The sequence below is a fragment of the Ktedonobacter sp. SOSP1-52 genome (assembly GCF_016587395.1).
On record NZ_BNJH01000003.1, the window covers coordinates 1,355,001 to 1,375,484 of the forward strand.

The 20,484-nt window shown below is 53.4% G+C and carries 20 protein-coding genes and 1 rRNA gene (1 of these 21 cut by a window edge); 7 read left to right on the forward strand and 14 right to left on the reverse strand.

Annotated features, from left to right (window positions below; genetic code table 11):
* From JMJ16_RS31200 to JMJ16_RS31210, 3 genes are all read left to right on the forward strand, one after another.
* Nucleotides 1-351 (forward strand): 23S ribosomal RNA (locus JMJ16_RS31200) (it extends 2,616 nt beyond the left edge of the window).
* A gap of 275 nt (nucleotides 352-626) precedes the next feature.
* Nucleotides 627-1,349, forward strand: a complete 723-nt coding sequence (locus JMJ16_RS31205; protein ID WP_201387947.1) for a M24 family metallopeptidase — start codon at nucleotides 627-629, stop codon at nucleotides 1,347-1,349.
* The gene (locus JMJ16_RS31210) at nucleotides 1,342-1,815 is read left to right on the forward strand and encodes a Xaa-Pro peptidase family protein (RefSeq protein ID WP_201387949.1); all 474 of its coding nucleotides are present in this window, start codon (nucleotides 1,342-1,344) and stop codon (nucleotides 1,813-1,815) included. The genes JMJ16_RS31205 and JMJ16_RS31210 overlap by 8 nt, the downstream gene beginning before the upstream one ends.
* An 82-nt stretch (nucleotides 1,816-1,897) precedes the next feature.
* On the opposite strand, the gene JMJ16_RS31215 is transcribed toward JMJ16_RS31210, so the two are convergent.
* From JMJ16_RS31215 to JMJ16_RS31280, 14 genes are all read right to left on the reverse strand, one after another.
* Nucleotides 1,898-3,469 (reverse strand): (Fe-S)-binding protein, encoded by a 1,572-nt coding sequence (locus tag JMJ16_RS31215; protein ID WP_201387951.1) that lies wholly within the window; start codon nucleotides 3,467-3,469, stop codon nucleotides 1,898-1,900.
* A gap of 39 nt (nucleotides 3,470-3,508) precedes the next feature.
* Nucleotides 3,509-4,600 (reverse strand): SAM-dependent methyltransferase, encoded by a 1,092-nt coding sequence (locus JMJ16_RS31220; protein ID WP_201387954.1) that lies wholly within the window; start codon nucleotides 4,598-4,600, stop codon nucleotides 3,509-3,511.
* Nucleotides 4,597-5,931 carry an FAD-binding oxidoreductase gene (locus JMJ16_RS31225; protein WP_201387956.1) on the reverse strand — a complete coding sequence of 445 codons (1,335 nt, stop codon included), beginning with the start codon at nucleotides 5,929-5,931 and terminating at the stop codon, nucleotides 4,597-4,599. The genes JMJ16_RS31220 and JMJ16_RS31225 overlap by 4 nt, the downstream gene beginning before the upstream one ends.
* Nucleotides 5,932-6,030: 99 nt before the next feature.
* Nucleotides 6,031-7,500 carry an FAD-binding oxidoreductase gene (locus JMJ16_RS31230; protein ID WP_201387958.1) on the reverse strand — a complete coding sequence of 490 codons (1,470 nt, stop codon included), beginning with the start codon at nucleotides 7,498-7,500 and terminating at the stop codon, nucleotides 6,031-6,033.
* A 444-nt stretch (nucleotides 7,501-7,944) separates the two neighbouring features.
* The gene (tnpB, locus tag JMJ16_RS31235; protein ID WP_201387961.1) at nucleotides 7,945-9,126 is read right to left on the reverse strand and encodes an IS200/IS605 family element RNA-guided endonuclease TnpB; all 1,182 of its coding nucleotides are present in this window, start codon (nucleotides 9,124-9,126) and stop codon (nucleotides 7,945-7,947) included.
* 280 nt (nucleotides 9,127-9,406) lie between these two features.
* Complete coding sequence (locus JMJ16_RS31240; protein ID WP_201371909.1) at nucleotides 9,407-9,589, reverse strand: hypothetical protein; 183 nt, start codon at nucleotides 9,587-9,589, stop codon at nucleotides 9,407-9,409.
* 21 nt (nucleotides 9,590-9,610) lie between these two features.
* The gene (gene rsfS, locus JMJ16_RS31245; protein WP_201387963.1) at nucleotides 9,611-9,970 is read right to left on the reverse strand and encodes a ribosome silencing factor; all 360 of its coding nucleotides are present in this window, start codon (nucleotides 9,968-9,970) and stop codon (nucleotides 9,611-9,613) included.
* Between the two features lie 252 nt (nucleotides 9,971-10,222).
* A complete protein-coding gene (gene folK / locus JMJ16_RS31250; RefSeq protein ID WP_201387965.1) occupies nucleotides 10,223-10,786 on the reverse strand; it encodes a 2-amino-4-hydroxy-6-hydroxymethyldihydropteridine diphosphokinase in 564 nt (187 codons plus the stop codon).
* 58 nt (nucleotides 10,787-10,844) lie between these two features.
* Nucleotides 10,845-12,674: a serine/threonine-protein kinase gene (locus tag JMJ16_RS31255; protein ID WP_201387967.1), complete on the reverse strand. Its 1,830-nt coding sequence runs from the start codon at nucleotides 12,672-12,674 to the stop codon at nucleotides 10,845-10,847.
* Nucleotides 12,675-12,886: 212 nt separating this feature from the next.
* Nucleotides 12,887-13,702, reverse strand: a complete 816-nt coding sequence (locus JMJ16_RS31260) for a PIG-L deacetylase family protein (protein WP_201387969.1) — start codon at nucleotides 13,700-13,702, stop codon at nucleotides 12,887-12,889.
* 131 nt (nucleotides 13,703-13,833) lie between these two features.
* Entirely contained in the window at nucleotides 13,834-14,817 is a 984-nt protein-coding gene (locus tag JMJ16_RS31265; protein ID WP_201371914.1) for an A/G-specific adenine glycosylase, read from the reverse strand.
* Between the two features lie 6 nt (nucleotides 14,818-14,823).
* A complete protein-coding gene (locus JMJ16_RS31270; RefSeq protein WP_201371915.1) occupies nucleotides 14,824-15,096 on the reverse strand; it encodes a hypothetical protein in 273 nt (90 codons plus the stop codon).
* A gap of 198 nt (nucleotides 15,097-15,294) precedes the next feature.
* Nucleotides 15,295-16,056 carry a class I SAM-dependent methyltransferase gene (locus JMJ16_RS31275; protein ID WP_201378804.1) on the reverse strand — a complete coding sequence of 254 codons (762 nt, stop codon included), beginning with the start codon at nucleotides 16,054-16,056 and terminating at the stop codon, nucleotides 15,295-15,297.
* Nucleotides 16,057-16,218: 162 nt separating this feature from the next.
* Nucleotides 16,219-16,512: a hypothetical protein gene (locus JMJ16_RS31280; RefSeq protein ID WP_201387971.1), complete on the reverse strand. Its 294-nt coding sequence runs from the start codon at nucleotides 16,510-16,512 to the stop codon at nucleotides 16,219-16,221.
* Between the two features lie 140 nt (nucleotides 16,513-16,652).
* Between JMJ16_RS31280 and JMJ16_RS31285 the strand changes: the two genes are divergently transcribed.
* The 4 genes from JMJ16_RS31285 to JMJ16_RS31300 all read left to right on the forward strand — a co-directional run bounded on the left by JMJ16_RS31285 (nucleotide 16,653) and on the right by JMJ16_RS31300 (nucleotide 20,482).
* A complete protein-coding gene (locus JMJ16_RS31285) occupies nucleotides 16,653-17,210 on the forward strand; it encodes a hypothetical protein (protein WP_201387973.1) in 558 nt (185 codons plus the stop codon).
* Between the two features lie 136 nt (nucleotides 17,211-17,346).
* Complete coding sequence (galT, locus tag JMJ16_RS31290; RefSeq protein ID WP_201387975.1) at nucleotides 17,347-18,255, forward strand: galactose-1-phosphate uridylyltransferase; 909 nt, start codon at nucleotides 17,347-17,349, stop codon at nucleotides 18,253-18,255.
* Nucleotides 18,256-18,259: 4 nt separating this feature from the next.
* Nucleotides 18,260-19,537, forward strand: coding sequence for a galactokinase (gene galK, locus JMJ16_RS31295; RefSeq protein ID WP_201387977.1), 1,278 nt, complete (start codon nucleotides 18,260-18,262; stop codon nucleotides 19,535-19,537).
* A gap of 117 nt (nucleotides 19,538-19,654) precedes the next feature.
* Nucleotides 19,655-20,482: a M55 family metallopeptidase gene (locus tag JMJ16_RS31300; protein ID WP_201387979.1), complete on the forward strand. Its 828-nt coding sequence runs from the start codon at nucleotides 19,655-19,657 to the stop codon at nucleotides 20,480-20,482.
* Nucleotides 20,483-20,484 lie beyond the last annotated feature (2 nt).

The window sequence follows — 20,484 nt, forward strand, 5'->3', positions numbered from 1 at the left end:
GCTGTTCGCCCATGAAAGCGGCACGCGAGCTGGGTTCAGAACGTCGCGAGACAGTTCGGTCTCTATCCGTCGTGGGCGTCGGAAAAGTGAGGGGAGTCATCTTCAGTACGAGAGGACCGAGATGGCTTGACCGCTAGTGCGCCAGTTGGGGGGCCTCCTCCAGAGCTGGGTAGCTACGTCAAGAAGGGATAAGCGCTGAAAGCATCTAAGCGCGAAGCCGACCCGAAGATAACTTTTCCCACTCTCTAGAAGAGTCAAGATCCCAGGAAGAAGACCTGGTGGATAGGCTGCGCGTGGACGCCTGGTAACAGGTGGAGCGGAGCAGTACTAATGATCGTACGGCTTGTTTCCCATTCTGTTTCTTCATCAGTGAAGTGAGTCCTTGTGGTGTGAGTGAGAGCGGTCTAGGATCGGATCTGAGCACGAGTGAGAGGGCGAGCGGCACGGGGAGCAGGAGCAGGTCAGCGTGGCTCAGCAAAATTGAGGGAGTACTTCTTTGGCAGGTATCGACAAGAGCGTGATTTCATCAGCAGACACTTGATGGAGTCACGCTCTTTCTTTTTTTGATCTTGATTTCACCGTGATATACTGGAGCTACCATCTTACATCCCCAAAGGAGAGCTCCCATGACTGATGTGACTTTGCAACGTGAGAAGATAAATCAGGCAATACAAATTCTTGATGAGCTTCAGCTTGATTGCTGGCTGACTTTTGTACGTGAGACGGGTGAACAACCAGATCCTGCGCTCAAACTTATTTTTGACCAGGAGTTGACCTGGCATTGCGCTTTTATCTTGACGCGCACTGGTGAAAAGATCGCGATAGTTGCGCGCTATGACGATGACCTGGTTAAGCAGGGAAACCTGTACGATACCGTGATTACCTATACCGATAGCTTTGCCTCTGTCCTGGTTGAAACATTGACGCGGCTCAATCCTTCCTCCATTGCATTGAACTATTCTATCGATGATGTGGCGGCCGATGGCTTGACGCATGGCATGTACCTCCAATTAGTGGAAGCATTGAAAGCCACTCCTTTCCCAGAGCGTTTTACCTCCTCTTCTCCCCTTATCTCTCGCCTGCGTAGCCGTAAGACTTCCCAGGAATTGGTGCGTATGCGCCAGGCCATCCAGGAGACGTATGGCCTCTTTGACTTGATTACACGCTCCCTTAAAGCTGGAGTGACTGAGCGGGAGATTAGCGATCTTGTCCATGCTGAGATGGCGAGTCGCTCGCTGGGAAGCGCCTGGTCTTATGATAGCTGTCCAGGCGTTAAATTTGGCCCCAATACGCTCTTTGGGCATGGGAATACCTGGAAGAATCGAAATCGAGCCAGGATTCGTGGCTAGCGTCGATTTAGGGGTATCATATGAGGACTACTGCTCTGATCTCCAACGTATGTGGTATCTGCGCAAACCTGGAGAGCAGAATGTGCCCGAGGTTGTCTCCCAAGCCTTTGCCGCTGTTAAGGGGGCTATCGAGGCTGGCAAGGCTGTGCTTAAGCCAGGTGTTCAGGGGTGGCAGGTAGATGCCGCGGCACGCGAGTATCTCGTGCAGGCTGGTTATCCTGAGTACCAGCATGCGCTGGGACACGGCGTTGGTCGCTATGCTCATGATGGTGGACCCATTCTAGGGCCACGTTGGGCTCGTTATGGCGAAACACCCTATTATACGATTGAAGAGGGGCTTGTATTTACTCTAGAACTGGGTGTTATGACCGAGCGTGGATATGTGAGCCAGGAAGACGAGGTTATTGTCACAGCACAGGGCTGTGAATGGTTCTCACAACCTCAAAATGCGATTTACGTGGTTTAAGCGCTTGTTATAAAAGGGTGCGGCTCTGAGCGGGAAGGCTTAGAGTCGCACCCTTTGGCGTTTGAATCGGCCATGTGGCGGTTTATTTCTTACGCCTCCCTAGCAGGAATAGCCCCAGCAGAAAACCTAGCCCAATGCCTATGAGCAACGTCTGTCGCTGTTTCTGGCGCTGCCTCTCTGATGAGCGATGCTCCAAATTCGCTTGCTGGGCTTGGTCGTAGAGACCACCTTGTTGATATGCCTCGTCGAGAAGTTGAATAGGATGGACAACTTTCATGGCGAGGCCGCGCTGGCGTACTCCCATGTCGATCTGCATCATACATCCCGGGTTGCCTGTGGCGATGATCTCCGCGTCAGTCGCGGCAACATTATTCATCTTTCGCTCGAGCAGTTCATTGCCCATCTCCTGATTGACGATATTGTAGATGCCGGCGCTGCCGCAGCACCAATCGGCCTCTTTGAGTTCAGTCAGTCGTAAGCCAGGAATGGATTTGAGCAACTGGCGTGGTTGCTGCCTGATTTTTTGCCCGTGTGCCAGGTGGCAGGCATCATGATAGGCGACGGTCCGTGAAATCTCGCCCATTTGTGGATTGAGCGTGAGTCCAGCTAGAAACTCGCTGATGTCTTTTACCTTGTGGCTAAAGGTCTTTGCTCGCTCGGCATAGGCGGGATCATCGCGTAGCATGTGATCGTACTCTTTGAGGGTTGAGCCACAGCCAGCGGAATTGATGATAATGAAATCACAATTATACTGCTCAAAGGTGTCGATGTTGCGCCTGGCCAATTCGCGTCCGCGTGCAGCCTCGCCTCCATGTACATGCAACGCTCCGCAGCAATTCTGTTGAGGTGGCGTAATCACCTCGCAGCCATTGGCGGCCAGTACACGGATGCTTGCTTCATTGATATCGCGAAAAACCTGGTCCATAATACAGCCGCTGACGAAACCAACGCGATAACGCCTTACTCCGATTGCGGATGTTATCTCGGGGAGGAGATCAGGAAATAGGTCTCCCGAGGCCGAGTTCATGAGCTGTTCAGGAAGTTTCAGCTTGCCTTGAAATGGTGTGGGAAGCCCATTGGCCACATCGATGAGGCCTGTGTTGCGCGCAAGCTTCTGTAGCCCACTCCTTTGGTAGATCTTTAGCCCTGAGAAGACAAGCGTCGTTATCGGACGTGATGGGAGCATGTAGTCAAAGAAGAAGCGATGAAGCAGTTTACCAGCCACTGATCCCTGTGCATTGGGGCGCTCCTCTTCCGGCTCGGTTGCTGGAACAGTCTGGGTACGCGCCTCGGGCTGCTTGTCGGCTAGCTGAATCTGCTCGCGAGCCGCTTCAATCAGCTTGCCAAATTGCACGCCTGATGGACAAGCGGTTTCACAGGCGCGGCATCCCACACAGCAATTCATATGCTCAATGAAATCATCAGAGATGTCCAGGCGCCCTTCCGCCACTGCCTGCATCTGATAGATGCGCCCACGAGGCGAGTCCATCTCTACGCCCAATACTGCGTAGGTAGGGCAGGTAGGCAGGCAGAAGCCACAATGGATGCATTGACGCATCAGGTCATACGTGTGCGTATCGCGGCGCAATGGCCCCTCTGTGGGGGGAGTGGTCTCTGGATATGTCTCATGCCTAATGATCGGCTCTGATGCCATGAGGGGACCTCCATATGATGAAAAAAGGCGTGCATTCCTTTATCTACGCGTAGGAAGCGGCTGCGCCGCCGCAACGGTGATCTCTTGCCTGTTATGAAACAACTGGTGTGCTCGCACTATATTGAAGTGTTTACGCATCGTTTTCAAGGCTTCGTTCACTGTTTTGAGTGGGTTAATGGTCTCGGTTGCGTGAGGCAACTTAAACACACTGATAATAAAACCCTCTGGTCGTAACTGCGCTGAGGCTCGCACCAGGAGTCTCGCGGCTTCCCGTGCATCCATTTTCATATCATTGACGATCAGGTCAAAGCGCGTAAAATGCTTCAATTGAGCCTGGGCGTCGAGATAGCGTTCGGTATATCCTTGATAATGTTCGAGCCCTCTATAGGCGCGTAAGCGTGGATCCAGATTTGCTGGGTCGACAGCGACGACATCCAGTCCTGCGTTGAGCAGCAGGCGTGTCCAGCCACCTGGGGCGGCCCCTAGGTCTAGTGCCTTGCCTTGCTCGGGAAGCGTAATATGAAACACCTCCAGCGCTTCAAGTAGCTTAAACTCGGCCCGGCTGATTTGCTCATCTGTCTGGGCGTAGTGGCGCGCTCCTCCAGGCCAGCTGCTCAGGTTATCTTCGACGTTTGAGATACCGACGTAGCACTGGTGGGAAGCGCAGAGAAGAGAGACCACCACTTCGGGTTTTTTTATATCTTCGATGGCGCCTGTCTCTTCCGCGAACGCCATGGCTAATTCACGATTGAGCATGCCACTACTGTAGGGGCGTTTGCCCTGTTGTTTGTCCGTCTGAATAAAGCGTGTTTGTACGGCGAAATGAATCCCACGCTCGATGCGTGCAAAGCCTGGTAGCTCTGCTATCGCTGTGGCAATGTTGCCTAGATCCTGTTCACTATTGTGTAGCGCAACTATGTCCTGTACAGGCGCCAGGTGGCGTACAAAGATAAGCTGGGCCTGGCTGGCGCGTCGCATAAGTACTGCGCTATCAGGCACGCTACAGTGCAGGATGCCTGGCACAAGCTCTTCCAGAACTTCGATCTGTTTCTCTAATATGCGCAACTCATCTATGGCAGCCTGGGTAAACTCAGGCTGCGTTGTAATAAGCAAAGTATTCTGACTACTCACAATCCTCCCAAAAACCGTCCTTTAATAAATGTTTCCTGTGGATCAAACTGACTTTTGAGGCGCTGCATCATCGTGAAGGCGGCTCCAGGCTCGCCCCAGACATCAATATGTTGTTTCAACTGAGTTGGACAGTGCTCTATTACTAGACTACCACGTAGGGCTTGAACAGCGCTACGTAGCGCTGTCAGGGTGCCAACCAGGCGCGGTGTAGCATCGACAGGTTGGAGTTCTGTATAAACAATGCCGTTGCCAGCGTGCGCAATGTTGGTGGCCTCAAGATCATATTGGTGACAGGTTGAGGACAGTATACGCAGATAATGGGGTATTTGTGAAGGGAGGAGATTTATTTTGCAGGTAAGCGTTCCCTGTGTTTGTTGGCGAATAGTCTGCCAGAAGTGCTCTTGCGCGTGATTAGTAAGATCTTCTCCCAGCAGGGCATGTTGTCTACGCGCCAGGAGACGGGTCTCATTGATCTGCCGTTCTATGGTCGAGAGACTGCCCTCAAAATTTACGGCCAGAGTATAGCCATTCACAGGCAGGTTGATGCCGTGAAAGTCGCTCATGACGCTGGCTGCACCGCTATCAATTAACTCAAGGGCTGTAGGTGTGATTACTGAGCCGAGTAGCTGGGTAACAGTCTGCATAGCATCTTCTACATTGGTATAGGTCAACAGGAGTGTATGCTCCGCTGGTGGCAGGGGTTGGAGCTTAAAGTTCGCCTCAACAATAATTCCCAGCGTGCTTAGGGAGCCGATGAAGAGTTTATTCAGGTCATAGCCCGCGACATTCTTCACGACCCGTCCGCCGCTCCTGGCGATCTCTCCATTGGCTTGAATGACGCGTAAGCCAATGACGAGATCACGGGCTGTTCCATAAAGAAGGCGTTTAGGTCCGCTGGCATTGGCCGCGAGAAGCCCTCCAATAGTTGCCTGCTCAGCATGGGGTGGGTCAAGGGGTAATCTCTGCCCCTTACGTGCCAGCAAGGCCTGAAGGGTTGCTAGTGGCATGCCAGCCTCAACCCGGCAGGTCAAATCGCCCGCCTCATGCTCAAGGAGATGATCAAGCCTGGTTGTAAGCAAGACGGTATCAAAGGGGCTGGGAATGCCGCCGAGATGTATGTAAGTGCCGTTTCCACGTGCCTGTATGGTTCCCCCATATTGGTGAATAAGCGCGACCGCCTGGGCTGCCTCTTCAATCGTATCTGGTATGAGGATGAATTTTGGCGCAACGTCATCGACTGCATAGGTGTGTCGCTGCTCAGCCGCTTGTAATAGCGTTAAGCTGGGTAGATGTGTTTGCAGGCTCTGCGCGAGCAAGATGCTCTCTCCCATCAGTTTTTCAGCTCCTCATCAAAGAAATATGTGCAGGGTGTAGCGTCTGGTATGCGAGAATAAGGCATACCAGAGTAGTTATGGCTGGTGCTAGCGCTGTTAGAGTTGTTTCATGTCAGCGCAACGTCCTGGTAGGGGAAAGAGTTTTCCTGGATTGAAGAGCTGATCGGGATTGCAGGCCTGGCGAACCTGTTGCATGACGCGTAAGTCTGTGTCATTGAAGATAAGCGCCATTTCGGCCTGCTTTTCAATCCCTACCCCATGCTCACCTGTAATGGACCCACCAACGTCAGCGCATACCTGGAGAATCTCGTGTCCGGCCTGGCGCACGCGTTCAACCTCGCCAGGGATATGGGAGTCGAAGAGGATGAGTGGATGCAGGTTTCCATCGCCAGCGTGAAAGACGTTTCCGACTCGTAAGCCATAATGTTGACAGATCTCATTCACGCGCCGTAGGACATAGGGGAGCTGTGTTCGAGGTACCACGCCATCCTGCACATAAAACTCCGGGCTAATGCGTCCCACCGCGCCGAAGGCATTTTTGCGCCCAGCCCAGAAGCGCTGGCGTTCTATTTCGTCGGCAGCAATGCGTACCTGACGGGCGCGATGCTTTTCACAGATGGCGACGATCTGTTGTTGCTGCTCCTCAACACTTTCGTATAGTCCTTCTGTTTCTATCAGGAGGACAGCCGCGGCGTCCAGGGGATAGCCTGCGGGAGTATCAGCTTCAACTGCCTGCAAAATCACCTTGTCCATCATTTCAATGGCGGCTGGAATCACTCCGTGCGCGATGATCTCTGTGACCGTATTAGATGCATCCTGCATGGAGTCAAAGATCGCAACTATTGTCTTCACAGCCTCGGGCAGGTGAACGATGCGTACAATAATTTTGGTAATGATGCAGAGCGTGCCTTCAGAGCCGATGAGTAGACCAGTCAGATCATAACCAGGGGCATCATATGTCCAGCCGCCAACCTCGACGATTTCGCCCTCGGCAGTGACCAGTTCAACGCCCAGGACATGATTTGTGGTGACGCCGTAGAGGAGGGTGTGTGGCCCACCTGCATTCTCGCCCACGTTCCCACCAATCGTGCAGGAGCGCTGGCTACTCGGATCAGGGACATAGTAGAAGCCATGTGGATTAAGAGCATGGCTCAAATGCAGATTGACCAGCCCGGGTTGCACGACTGCGCGCAGGTTTTCGTAATCGACCTCTAGGATCTGATTCATACGCGTGAAAACTATTACGATTCCTCCATAGCGTGGAATAGCTCCACCGCTCAGGCCCGTCCCTGCACCGCGTGGCACAACGGGTATATGATAACGACGCGCACATTTGACGATGGCAGCTACGTCTTCGGTGCTGGCTGGAAAGACAACAACATCTGGCCGACCTCGTTCGATGGAGGCGTCATACTCATAGAGCGCGAGATCATAGGGGGAGTGGAGAACATGTCGCACACCAAGAAGCTGTGTAAGCTCTCTTACCAGCGCTTCTTTGGTTTCCGGAGTCACCCGTTCATAGACTGAAGCGGTGGTCCCGGCTGTTGGTCGTTCTGCAATACTCATAATCCCCTCCTTGCGGTGATGCTGCGTTGCAGGCAATAGAAGCGCTACACATGCACTCTCCTGCCATTTTCTAGCGTTACTCTGCTACTGTTTGTCTTCTTCGACTACATCCCTTGGATAGATGATACCATGCGCTCTCTAGCTTGTGAAGCTGAACAGTTGTAAGACAAGAAAATGGTAGTAGAGATGTGCTATCGCTTATGAAGCGTGAACATGCAATGTTTATTGTGCTATGAATTTACCCATGCTTATGATTGGTTTTTTTGTTGGGGATCAGATGTAGGTTGCTTCGCTGGACGTATTAGCCAGCGGCGTGCGCCCCAATATATGCCAGCCGCCAGGATAACTGTTAGCCCGCTAAGGAGAAGTTTGCGCGGCGTTGTATCAGGTGTCGTGGATGACATTGACATCTTCCCCACGGCTTGAGCCGGGGGATTCCTCGAGTCACCTCGAGGGTTTCCTGCTTCGCGGAGTCTTGCCAGAACGAGACAAAACCCGTCCAGGTCTTACAGCCTCTCCACAGGCATTGAGGACCGTGAGCCCCACGGACCTAATATTCTTGGCAGCGTTGATATCGCGGTCGTGGTGGACAGCACACGCTGGGCACGTCCACTGACGAACATCAAGTGCTAAGGAGTCGAGGAGGTGACCACACTCGAAACAGCGCTTGCTGGAGGGATACCACTTGTCAATTTTGACAAGATCTCGACCGTACCAGTCGGCTTTGTATTCCAGTTGGGCCACAAACTCACTCCATCCCACATCGCTGATGGCTTTGCTGAGGGTTGGATGCTTGACCATGTTCTTGACCTGCAAACTCTCCACGCAGATCGTTTGGTTCTCACGGATCAAGCGTGTAGAAAGTTTGTGCAGAAAATCACGGCGGCGATCAGCGATGCGAGCATGAATGCGAGCCACCTTGAGACGCGCTTTGCCTCGGTTCTTCGAGCCTTTTTTCTTCCTGGCATGACGGCGTTGGGCTTTGGCCAGGTTCTTTTCATCCTTGTGAAAGAACTTGGGGTTGCCTACCACTTCACCGGTCGAGAGCACCACAAAGGACTTCAAGCCAAGATCAGCGCCTACCGAGGTCTCGATGGAGGGCATGTGCTCAATCTCATCCTCAACAAGGATGCTGATGAAGTAGCGATTGGCACAGTCTTTGGAGATGGTCACACTCGAAGGGGTTGCCCCATCTGGCAGGGGACGCGACCATCTGATCTCAAGGGGTTCACTCATCTTGGCGAGGGTCAGGTGCCCATCCTTCCATGTGAAGGCACTGCAGGTGTATGTGGCAGATTGCTTGTTCCGCTTTTTATGGGACGTCGGATACTTTGCACGTCCCTCAAAGAAATTCAGAAACGCTTTATCGAGATGACGAAGAGCTTGTTGCAGAGGCACGCTCGAAACGTCATTGAGCCATGTCGTTCCCTCTTGCTTTTTCAGCTCGGTCAGCATCGTGCTCAGGTCTTTATAGTAGAGGCGTTGCTGTTCGTTGTAGTAGGCATCAGTCTTTTGGCGCAGCGCCCAATTGTAGACGAAACGACAACACCCAAAGGTACGAGCAAGCATATGCTGTTGTTCTGGTGTCGGGTATATCCGATACTTGAAAGCGCGTTTCTGTTTCATACTTACATGATAGCAGAAAAGATGTAAAAAATCAACCATTCCACATCCACCCCAAACAAGAAACGCGCCATTCATCCCCATGTCTAAAGAACAGGGGCCTTCTGGCGCGCATATGATGGTGCGTAGGAGTTGAATAGGAGAAATAGGTGTAAGACAGAAAAATCCATTAGTTATGGCATTGGACATAACTAATGGATTCAAGTTCTGCTTATCGCTGGAGGGTTCCTCGGACCAGGGTAGACGCTTGAGAAACCCCAAAAATTGAGAAAGAGCAGAGAAACTATTGGGAGAGGTATTTAAACGGCACCTTGTTTCTGTTGGGGAGGCGCGTATCAATGGCGCGGCGAAGTGCCCCTACGCTGCTTTCACCAAGCGTGAAGGCAATGATAGAGCCGATGATAAGCCCACAAATGCCGCCGAGGGCAATTCCTTCAAGAAACATGCGGTTGCGAAAAAATGTCATCGTCGTCACCTTTTCTAATTTTTATTGGAGGTACACAACTGTTTTGGCATCGCTCCAAAGTCGCTCCAATCGGTAATATTCGCGTTCTTTAGGTGCGAAGATGTGTACAACGACGTCGCCAAAGTCCAGGAGAATCCACCCTGTGTCTGCTGTCCCTTCGCGGTGCAGCAACCTGGCTCCTTGTTTTCCCAACTCCTCGTCAATTGTGCTGGCGATTGTCTGGATCAACCTGGGGTTGCTACCGCTACAGATGACAAAGTAGTCGGCAAAGACAGTAACCTCTCGAATATCGAGGAGTAAAATGTCTGATGCTTTTTTATCAGACGCAATATCGACTGCGGCTTTCGCTAACTGTGCTGGATCTAGCAGAACTCCCTCCACAAGTACTCCCTTGCTTACTTATAAATGACCCGACACGACGTAGGTCACACATGGTTTTCGCCTAATATAATTTCTATACGTATCTACCAGCCCTTGAGTTCACAACCAGGAAAAATAGGCGGTTCCTTTGGGTTATGGTAAAGACCAGTGACACTGTATTCGTGTATGGGTCCTTAAAGACCTACATGCCCTGGTACGAGTATATTCACATTGTATTTTGTATCCGCATTATAGCATGCTGGGCAAGGCTTGTTAAGTAGTGGGAGATCCTGGTGAGATTGAGACTGGTTGGTCGATGCGAAGAATGCCCTGCTGTGAAACCACCTCAAGTAATTCACTCATGTTCTTGCCAAGAGCAGGGTGCTTGAGGTCTGGGGCGATCTCGGCCAGGGGAGCCAAGACGAAGGCGCGCTCAGCGAGTCGCGGATGTGGAAGCGTAAGCCCTTCTTGCTGCCACTGCTCCTGGTCATAGAGGAGAATATCGATGTCAATGAGTCGTGGCCCGTTGCGAAACGTAGCCTGGCGACCTAGTGTCTGTTCTATGCCCTGGGTGGCCTGTAGGAGCTCTGGTGCGCTTAATACAGTCGTTCCGCTACAGGCCATGTTCAGGAATTTCGGCTGGTTGGCGTAGCCTACTGGCTCGGTTTCATAAACTGAGGAGATACGCTCTAATTGAACGTGTTCGCACAGGAGGCGCAAGGCATACTCCAGGTTGTGGATGCGCTCGCCCAGATTCGTGCCAAGCGCCAGGTAGACGTGATGCCTGGCAGGGAGGGCTGTACTTGCTGGTTGCTCTGAAAAATGTGAATGGGGCATGCCTGAAGAAACCTCGCGAACTCTTTCTATCTCCAATGTCGCATGTGTGGAGAACATGCTACTTCTCAAATATCCATAGATTGCGGAAGACGGCTTCGCTATCACTCTCCTGGTCGCTGCCGGTTAGGAAGCCAACCATCCCCGAGGTATAGGCGTTATCCACAACATTGGAAAAAATAAGCTGCTTATTGATGTAAAACGTAAACCGCGTCCCCTGCATAATTGCGAGCAGGGTATTAAGTTGCCCATACCCATTTATAATAGCACCTGAATGCGTCCAGTCAATAAGAGGTAGCCAGGTGGCCGGGTCGCTGCCATGGGCGCGGACAAAGCGGTATGAGCCTGTATTATTGAGTTCGAGCACATAAAATGACTGGCTCTCTGGTTGCAGGCGGAAGATAAGCCCATAGATGGTACCGCGTGATAGGCGAGCCTGGACCGTAATAGCCATGTTCGTAAAGGAGGGGGCATTCGTATAGCACCAGGCCAGGGCCCGGCTGGCGGCGTAGACATGATATCCTTGAGGCGTGAAATAGCACTGTTGACCATCATTGAGCCAGCCACCGCCTGGCGAGGTGAGGTCATGTGTATAGAGGATGGGACCAGCCCCAATATCTGAGGTAATACCGGCTGTCGCCTGGACACGTGCGCGTGCTGCCAGCGTTGCCTGAGCTGGATTGCCGCCTTGCAGGAATCCCTGCGAGGATTGGTTGGCGAGAGAGAACAGGGAGTTTGGTGCTGCCTGCCAGCGGATACTGTACCAGAACATAAGCAGTGGCAAGGCCAGGAGCAGGAGCAAGAGGCTAATGAGTGTGAAGAGGAGGGGGCGGCTAGGGCGATGTGCGTGGCGTAATTGGTTTGGTGAAGGCCAGCTAGCCATCGGCATCTGCAGGGGGAAGAGTGGTGTTGGGACCTCTGAGAGCACGAAATCTGGGTCCACTGGTGGCTGGAGCTTCGTTGTCTTCTTGATTAGTGGCGAGGCGTCCTCAGCAGGCTCTGTTGGCTCGGAAATAGTGAGCATGAGATCTGTTTGGGTGAGTGCCAGGGCATTCTCAAGCGAGCAGGTGGGTATCGCTTTTTGCAGTGCTTGTAGATAGGCGTTGGAAAAGGCACGTGCGCTCTGGTAGCGCTGCTCGGGATCCTTGGCGAGAGCCTGGAGCATGACGCTTTCGACGATGGTGGGGATGGCATCATTGAACTGGCTTGGAGGGGGAGGCGGGACCTGGATATGTTTTAAGGTGATGCCGACCGGTGTCTCTGCGCTAAAGGGAACGCGGCCGGTAAGCATTTGATAGAGAATGATACCCAGGGCGTAAATATCGCTGCGATAGTCGCTGATGCCATTAGACTGTTCGGGTGCCATATATTCAGGCGTGCCAACCGTCGCGCTGGAGTGGTTATAGGCGTCCGCCTCAATTTTGGCTTTCGCCAGGCCGAAATCGGCAAGATACGCGTACCCATCGGGACGCAGGAGAATATTGGATGGTTTGACATCACGATGCAGGATATCATGATCATGCGCATATTGCAGCGCGGATGCGATCTGATAGAGATAGCTGCCAGCTTCGTCAAGAGGGAGACGTTCACGATGATAGAGATAGTCGCGTAATGTGCCGCCTTCGATGAAAGGCATCACGAGATAATACCAGGGGCTTTGCTCGCCGAAATCGTATAGAGGGAGAATATGGTTATGGGAAAGCGCGCCAATTGCCAGGGCTTCGCGTTCGAAGCGACGGACGAATGGTTCATTACTCCCGTAGAGGACCTTGATGGCGACTCGCCGTTTGACACGACGATCAAAGCCTAAGTAGACCTCAGAGGTTGATCCTTGTGCTACACGCCGATGTAGCTCATATCTGCCGAGGGTTGTTCCTTCTATGCCCTTCATCTATCCACACTCCTGCTGTTCCCTCTTGTTCAAGTTGCGCTGCGCTGCGCGGTGCCAGATCGAGCATTTGGTATTCGCCGTTGTGAGGAAATTTTGCTGGCGATTGGCGGTGAATACGCCCGACTGGACGTTTTTCCTGTCACTCTTCAGGATACCACGCAAGGCCATGACAGGCGTTAGAAAACGCCTGTCAATAGCACAGATGAGTAAGTTTAGCGGCGGTAGGTCCAGTAGCGCTCCAGGTAAATGGTTTCTACGGGACGAATATTGTGCGTGTAGTGTGTCATGGCCTGGCGCATCTGCTCGGAGCCGCCAAAGTTCTGCTGGGTTTGTGTCGCGTATGCCTCAGCCGCCTCAATGCGCAGCTCAAGCATTTCTGACATCTCAACCAGGGTGGGTTCGAGCGGGAGGTCCAGCTCTTTCAAACGCGCGTCCAGGGCGCCGCTCTGGGTCACATAGGGGAAATCCTCGTAGAAGTAGACCTTTGCCCCGTGCTGTGCCAGGCTATCGGCCACGGATGCCACAATCTGGTGATCGACATGGCGTCCAACGCCAAGTGGCGCGTACCACACTGTATCGGGAAGGCGATTGTGCAGTGTGAGCAGGCCATTGAGCAACTGGCGCTCGATCTCGGCGTCGGCGGGATGTACATCACTACCCATCAATTGCGAATCGCTGTTGTAATAGGTTGGGGTGCCGCGATAGATGGCATCCTGGTAGTCGAGCCAGAGATAGTCGGTTGGGAAGAGATCAAGCGCCTTGGCATCCTCTTTACGGCGTATCTCAATAATGTCCTGGACCGTGGTTGTGCCACCAAAGCCGCGCTGGCGATGCACCTGTTGGGCGAAGGGGCTGAGGGTACCTGTGGTTGGGGCGCCGCCAAAAACGGTGATGACCAGGGGACGCAATCCGCTGCTCAACTGTACACCCAGTGTGCCTCCACAGGAGTAGACCACGTCATCATAGTGTGGTGAGAGAAAGATGTGGCGATGATGCGTTTGTATATCGTTCAAGCTTGTTAGTCGCAACTGCTCGTTCCTCCAAGTAAAATATAGTGCCTCTCAGAAAACCTGAGCGCGCGAGCGGCGTTAGTTTTCGTATAAGGAGACCGGCTCCAGGTAATGAATAAAACAGGTTTCTTTGGTTACCTACAGGTGGGTTAGGGTAAGCGGACTCCATCCTCTGCATAGTCGACCAGGCCGTCTTTTGCCAGACCACTCACCAGACGTTGTAGCCAGGGTTGGTCCGCATCGCTATACTCAGGCTTGATTTTTGGTCCGAGAAGAGTGAGCGTGATGCGCTCTCCCGCTGGCAACGAACGAAGCAGATCAACGATCCGCCCACGAAAGTAGCGATTGGTGCTTGTGAAGGGTTGGCTCTGATAACTGGTTTTCTTTTCCGCCACCTTGCGCATCTGTCGTAGAACCACGCCGGACGGGAAGAGGCTATGCTGGCTCATCTCCTGATAAGCTTTGCATGGCTCTTGTAGTGGGCATGCCATACAGCGCGGATTGTTACTTGTACAGATCGTTGCCCCCATATCCATCAGGGCCTGATTCCAGTTGTAGGCCTCGCCAGGTGGCAAGACCTGTTCCGCAAGCGCCAGCATAGCCGCGTCGTTCAATGCTGTCTCTGGCTGCTCAACACCAATGAAAATGCGATGGAGCACGCGGCGAATGTTGGTATCAACGGTGGCTACTTGCTTATGATAAGCGAAACAGGCAATGGCACCAGCCGTATAGCGGCCAATCCCTTTGAGAGAGAGCAATCCCTCGACAGTATCGGGAATACGCCCATCATACTGAGCCATAACCTGTTGCGCAATGGCTTGTAGGCGCACCGCACGCATGTTGTATCCCAGGGGAACCCACACGTTGATGACATCGGCGGTAGGAGCCACGGCCAGGTCTGCAAGCGTCGGGAACGCGCTCAGAAATTGTTGATATTTGGGCAACACGCGATCAACCTGGGTCTGTTGGAGCATTATCTCTGACACCAGAATCGCATAGGGATCGCTGGTGCGACGCCAGGGTAGATCACGTTGCTCTGCTGCATACCAACGCAGTAAGTCACTCTGAGCGCGTGTAATATGGTCAGGCGCGAGCTGAGAAGAAATAGATGAGGGCTGTGAATCCATGCTCATGCAGATCTAAACTTTGCTCTTCTGTGCGCTTGCTTCTGGTGACGATGCCTGGTCAGCACTGCGCTTGCGCGGCGTAATGTTGAAGAGCGTTTCGCCGCCCTCTTTCCAGCATTGCGCGTCGGGAGCAGGCAGGTTTTCGCACAAGACCCAGTCCCTGGCATCTTTGAGAACATGGCCCTTGACGCACTTGGCATACATAATGTGCTCGTTCAGGTCGGGGTCGCCCGGCTTGATGTTTGCTGAGGCAATTTTAGGAATGAAAAATCTACACCACGGCACGGCTAGGTACCTTCCTTAATTTTGATTAATTCCGATCCGAACACCCTGAGCGCGAAGCGCTAGGCACGCCAGTGCCGTTGGGTTTCGGAATAAGATCTGAATAAAGACACTTGAAACACCACCGCTCTATTCCTTCATTTGACTATGGTGGCACTGCCAATTATAACGCATTATGTTTGATAGCGTCTAGAGCACTCGTTATTGTGATGGTGTAGGTTTCTGGCTGACGATGACGAGCCGGCTATCGAGTGTCAGGGCGTTACCATCCAGGTCGCCATAATAGCCTGTGACCTGTAACCCTGCTTGATTGATCAGGCTGATGAGTTCGGTAAGTGTATAGATGCGTATGGATTGACGATGTTCGATGCGCTCGCCATTGGGATGAAGCAGGGTGATGCGGACGTTATTGCGGCTCTTGAGCAGATCGATCTCACGCTCTTCCATGACGATTAAGCCATTGTCGTAGCGAATCATACTTTGAGGGGTAAAGGCACGTACGACTCGTGGTTGGTAGACGGTTTCTAGCAGAAAGATGCCTCCGGGCGCGAGTGCTTTGTGAATCTCTTTGAGCACCAGAAGATCATCTTCTTCCTGCTCAAAATAGCCAAAGGAGGTAAAGATATTGATAGCTGCGTCAAAGGTGTCTTCATAGGGGATGGAGCGCATATCTTGCTGTAACCAGTCGATGTTGAGGTGTAGCCTGGCGGTCTCCTGGCGTGCTCGATCAAGGAGGGCCGCGCTAAGGTCTAGCCCGGTAACAGCATATCCGCGTTGCGCTAACGGGAGGGCATGGCGTCCATCTCCACAACACACATCTAAGATCCGCATGCCTGGCGTGAGGTGAAGTAGCGCTTCAATGGCACTGACCTCATGTTGGGTGCGAGATGCAGGTAGGAATGGGGAGTAGATCTGTAGATAGTCTTCGCCAAAAAACGTTTGGTACCAGGGCTGGCTACTCATGCTCAACTCCTTTGACCTGTGCTGGGTATGTCTGTTTGAAGGTGTCTTATACTAAATCTTCTACTAAGAATAAACGATCTTATATCCTCTTTTTGTGGGAACCACGTATCTACCTCTTTACAAGATGTCCTCAGCGTCTGCGATGCTTAGCAGGAGTAGCGCTTACGGCAAAAGTGTCAGGCGGACCCACCAGGTGCAGGCTTTGAAGGCAAGGAGGCCGTAGAGTACCCCCCACACTTCGTGCAGCAAGGCGTAGCTGGTGGCCATCGTGAGGAGGAAGAGCAGGGCCAGGCCAGCGGTTTGTTTCATGTATAGGGCGCGCTGGTAGCGGCGAAAGCCGCTCGGTGGCGAGTCGCGGAAGTGCCAGGTAATAATCCATAATCGGGAAAGTAGTACTATAATCCCAGTCGGCCCTATAATATGCAGGCAGAGCGAGAGCACTGAAAGATAGGACATCTGCGTCTCCTGGTTAGACCATGTGACGACTAATAGTATAGTAGAACGCGCAAACACGGCTGGAATGTATTATAATTGAGACGGCCTGAGAACCGGAAATGGGCCTGATTGATCTCTTATTTTGAAAGGCAGTTGTACGTGTGTTTGCAGAAGAATTAGTGGTGATAGATACTGACTCGGCATTATGGGAGGCGGTCAGGCCTTTGGTAGCCGCTGCGCTACGACTTGATCAACAGCAGGAGCCATCCTGGCATGGGTGGAATAAGGAGCAGATAACCACGTTCTTACGCACGCTCCCAGAGCACTGTACCCTTGTCTGCGGGGTATGGGATACGCTGACTGATGAAGAGGGCGATGAGCGCGAGGTGCTGGTGTTGGGATGCGTGTGCGAAGTGCAAAGGGGGGAGGTGCTGACGGTGAGGACGTTTGAGGCGCTACAGGACGAAAAGCTTCCCCCACTACAGGAGTTGGAACCGGGTTTTGAACACGCGCGTGAAATTATGCGCACCATAAAAGCCCAGATTGCTCCCGTGGCCTGGGCTTTGTTTACCGATAAGACGACCTGGGATGAATGGTTGCTGGCTGAGGGTAATGAGGGGGGCGTAGCCGATAAAAAAGCGCTACTTTCGCTCTTTGCCCAGCAGGGGCGCTGTGTACTTATGGGCAGCCTGGCCGCGCATCACTCTCATCATCCATAAATAGAGACTTGCTCCTCTGATAGGTGGTATGGTGGGTCGTGGCGGCCTGTGGCTGTTACGATCCACCATACTACCCATCCCGAGATATGTTGCACACAAGATTCATAGAATATAAAGCAAAGAATTTGGGAATAATATGGAACAGAAGACGCCTTTAATTTGGAATCCAATTCTACGGCAATATTTGGTGAATGCACCTCATCGTATGAGCCGCCGCGAAGGAACGACGCAATGCCCGTTTTGTGCTGACATTATCGAAGGGCGTGTAAGTGAGGATACGCAGGTATGGCTCCATCCAAATGATTTCCCTCCCTTGCAACCTCCAGTTGGTGAGGCGGTTGTAGTTATTTATAATCGCGACCACGAGAAGACCTTCACCCAGCTGACCGTGGATGAAGTGTTCGCGGTGACGAAGCTCTGGCGCGAACTATATAATGATTTCTCTTCGCGCTACCCGGCGGTAATGATCTTTGAGAATAGCGGTGAAGCTATCGGCCAGACGCAGCACCACCCTCATGGACAGGCCTATGGCGTCTCTGTCTTACCTCCTGTTCTGGAGCGTAAGTTGGAGACAACGGTACTCGAATACGAGGCTGGCCGCGGGTGCCCTTTCTGCCGCGTGCGCGATGAATTGACGGACACCGATTTTGAGGTGGCCCACAATGAGACCTGGCAGGCATTTTTGCCCCCCTATGTGCGCTATCCCTACGAGACGCATCTCTATTTGAAGCGGCATGTGCCTAGCCTGGCACAAGCAACCGATGAGGAACTGCGCGACCTCGCTGCCATGCTCCTGAAGGTCATTCGTGGCTATAACAATCTCTTCGATGGCGCGATGGCTCCGATGCCTTACCTGCTAGGTCTGCATCAATTGCAGGATGAGCGGTTCCACTTCCACGTTGAGATTCTTGCCATTGGACGTGCGCCGGGTAAGCTTAAATTTGCCGCCTCCTCAGAGTCTATCTGGGGCATGTGGACCAACGACTCCGCTCCGCAGCAGAAGGCGCTGGAGCTGCGACAGGCTATTGAGAAAGAGATGGAGTAGTAGCATGGAGAGAAAGCAGTATCCACAACCCGCCCTTGAGGCGGCCCAGAAGTTCGCTACGGTTTTCCAGGACGATGGCGTGTACGCGGGTCCGCTCAGTGCAGCCTGGGCGCCGGGTCGTGTCAATATTATTGGTGAGCATACCGACTATAATGACGGCTTTGTCTTGCCATTGGCGGTCGACCGTGTCTCAGCCTTTGCGGGCCGCACACGCCAGGACCAGGAGGTGCGCCTCTGGTCAGCGCATTTTGAGGAGTATGCGCAGTTTTCGCTTGAGCAACTGCCTGGCTCATTTGAGCAGCAGCGCCAGGGACTTCCCGGCTGGGCGCGCTACGTCCTGGGTGTGGTGGCCGAACTGGTACGCGCGGGCTTTGCGCTCAAGGGCTTTGATGCGGTTGTGGCTGGCGATGTACCCCTGGGTGGTGGCATGAGTTCTTCAGCGGCCCTTGAGGTGGCGACGGTCTATGCCTGTGCTCAGTTCTCGGGTGGGCAGCTCAAGATTGGCGATGGCGAGGAGAGCCGGTTACAGAAAATGGAGGTTGCGGCGCTCTGCCAGCGTGCTGAACACATTGCCTCTGGCCTGCGCTCGGGTATTCTGGACCAGGCGGCCTCATGTCTGGGGCAGCCCGGGCAGGCGGTCTTGCTGGATTGCCGCTCGTTTGCGTACCAGTATTTCCCCTTCTCTGACCCAGAGGTCGCGATTGTAGTCATTGATACCAGCGTGCGTCGTGAACTGGCAAGTACGGCCTATAATGAGCGTCGCCAGCAGTGCGAGGAGGCAACGAGCCTGTTGCGCGAGGCGATCTTGCGCGATGAGCCGGAGAACGCCCAGGCGCGCGAGATCAAGGCTCTCCGCGATATTACGCCTGAGCAGTTTGCACGTTACAAAGATCAGCTTCCTGAACTGCTACGTAAGCGCGCGGGCTATGTTATCGCCGAGGACGAGCGTGTGATGCAGGTTGTGGAGCTGTTAAAACGCAATGATTTTGAAGCTGTCGGCCAGGTGCTCTGGCAGGGCCACGCGGGCCTACGCGATGAGTATGAAGTAAGCTGTTCAGAACTGGATGCCCTGGTGGATATCGCGCATAGCGTTCCCGGTGTGCTCGGAGCGCGTATGCTGGGTGGTGGCTTTGGTGGCTGCACGATTAACCTGGTGCGTCAGGAGGCGGTCACCGCGCTGACGCAGGCCGTCGAAGAGCAGTATCCCGAGCGCACGGGACGCCAGGCCAGCATCGACATCTGTCGCGCGGCAGGCGGTCCCGGCATGGTAATCATGGAGTAAGCTACCTGCCTGGCTGTAGCCTGTCGAACGACGTCCACAGGTGCTCCGTGTTCCTCATGTTGCACGATGCGTGTGAAGAGGTGGCGCGGAGCACCTGGCTTTAGTAAGGGAGTTGCTATGAAGCTTTTTCTTTCGACCGATTTTGAGGGAACAAGTGGGATCGTGGCCTGGGAGCAGATCATCGAGGGCAATCCTGAGTACGCCCAGGGACGAAAATTGCTGACCGACGAAGTCAACGCTGTAATCGCTGGCGCTCAGGAGGCTGGCGCGCACGAGTTTGTCGTCAATGATGCTCATCATGCGATGCGCAACCTCCATCCCCAGGACTTGCTGGGGCGGGCGACCCTCATCACTGGTCGGCATAAGCCGCTGTATATGATGCAGGGATTGGATGCCTCCTTTGATGGCGTCTGTTTCGTCAGCTATCACGGTTCGATTGGGGCCGAGCGCGCGATTCTCTCGCATACCTATAATCCTGGGGCGATCTGGGAGGTGCGCATCAATGACGAGGTCGTGGGCGAGTCTGGTTTGAATGCCCTGGTCGCGGCGCATTATGGTGTACCTATTATTCTGGTGAGCGGTGATGCGGCAACCGCCCAGGAGGTGCAAACCTTTGCTCCCCAGGCTGAAACGGTCGTAGTGAAAGACTCCATTGGACGTTTTGCCGCGGTCAACCTGCATCCAGAGGTAGCCTGTGAAATGCTGTATGCAGGGGCAAAACGAGCTGTTGAGCAGCTCGCACAGACACAACCTCCCCATTTCAAACTGCCCGTCACGCTGGAGATAACCTTTCTGGTGGCGGACATGGCGGATATGGCGCTCTGGATTCGTGGGGTGGAGCGCGTCGGCCCCCGCACCGTGAAGGTTGTGAGCGAGCAACTGTTAGACCTCTACCGCACCTTTGTGACGATTGTCACTCTAACGCGCTCGCTAGTGGATCGCTAACG

Coding starts and splice junctions, on each gene's coding strand:
- JMJ16_RS31265 (WP_201371914.1), bottom strand. CDS start 14,817: ATGAGCATGGATTCACAGCCCTCATCTATTTCTTCTCAGCTCGCGCCT.
- tnpB (WP_201387961.1), bottom strand. CDS start 9,126: ATGAAACAGAAACGCGCTTTCAAGTATCGGATATACCCGACACCAGAA.
- JMJ16_RS31275 (WP_201378804.1), bottom strand. CDS start 16,056: ATGAGTAGCCAGCCCTGGTACCAAACGTTTTTTGGCGAAGACTATCTA.
- JMJ16_RS31255 (WP_201387967.1), bottom strand. CDS start 12,674: ATGAAGGGCATAGAAGGAACAACCCTCGGCAGATATGAGCTACATCGG.
- folK (WP_201387965.1), bottom strand. CDS start 10,786: ATGCCCCATTCACATTTTTCAGAGCAACCAGCAAGTACAGCCCTCCCT.
- JMJ16_RS31300 (WP_201387979.1), top strand. CDS start 19,655: ATGAAGCTTTTTCTTTCGACCGATTTTGAGGGAACAAGTGGGATCGTG.
- galK (WP_201387977.1), top strand. CDS start 18,260: ATGGAGAGAAAGCAGTATCCACAACCCGCCCTTGAGGCGGCCCAGAAG.
- JMJ16_RS31205 (WP_201387947.1), top strand. CDS start 627: ATGACTGATGTGACTTTGCAACGTGAGAAGATAAATCAGGCAATACAA.
- galT (WP_201387975.1), top strand. CDS start 17,347: ATGGAACAGAAGACGCCTTTAATTTGGAATCCAATTCTACGGCAATAT.
- JMJ16_RS31215 (WP_201387951.1), bottom strand. CDS start 3,469: ATGGCATCAGAGCCGATCATTAGGCATGAGACATATCCAGAGACCACT.
- JMJ16_RS31230 (WP_201387958.1), bottom strand. CDS start 7,500: ATGAGTATTGCAGAACGACCAACAGCCGGGACCACCGCTTCAGTCTAT.
- JMJ16_RS31225 (WP_201387956.1), bottom strand. CDS start 5,931: ATGGGAGAGAGCATCTTGCTCGCGCAGAGCCTGCAAACACATCTACCC.
- JMJ16_RS31240 (WP_201371909.1), bottom strand. CDS start 9,589: ATGACATTTTTTCGCAACCGCATGTTTCTTGAAGGAATTGCCCTCGGC.
- JMJ16_RS31280 (WP_201387971.1), bottom strand. CDS start 16,512: ATGTCCTATCTTTCAGTGCTCTCGCTCTGCCTGCATATTATAGGGCCG.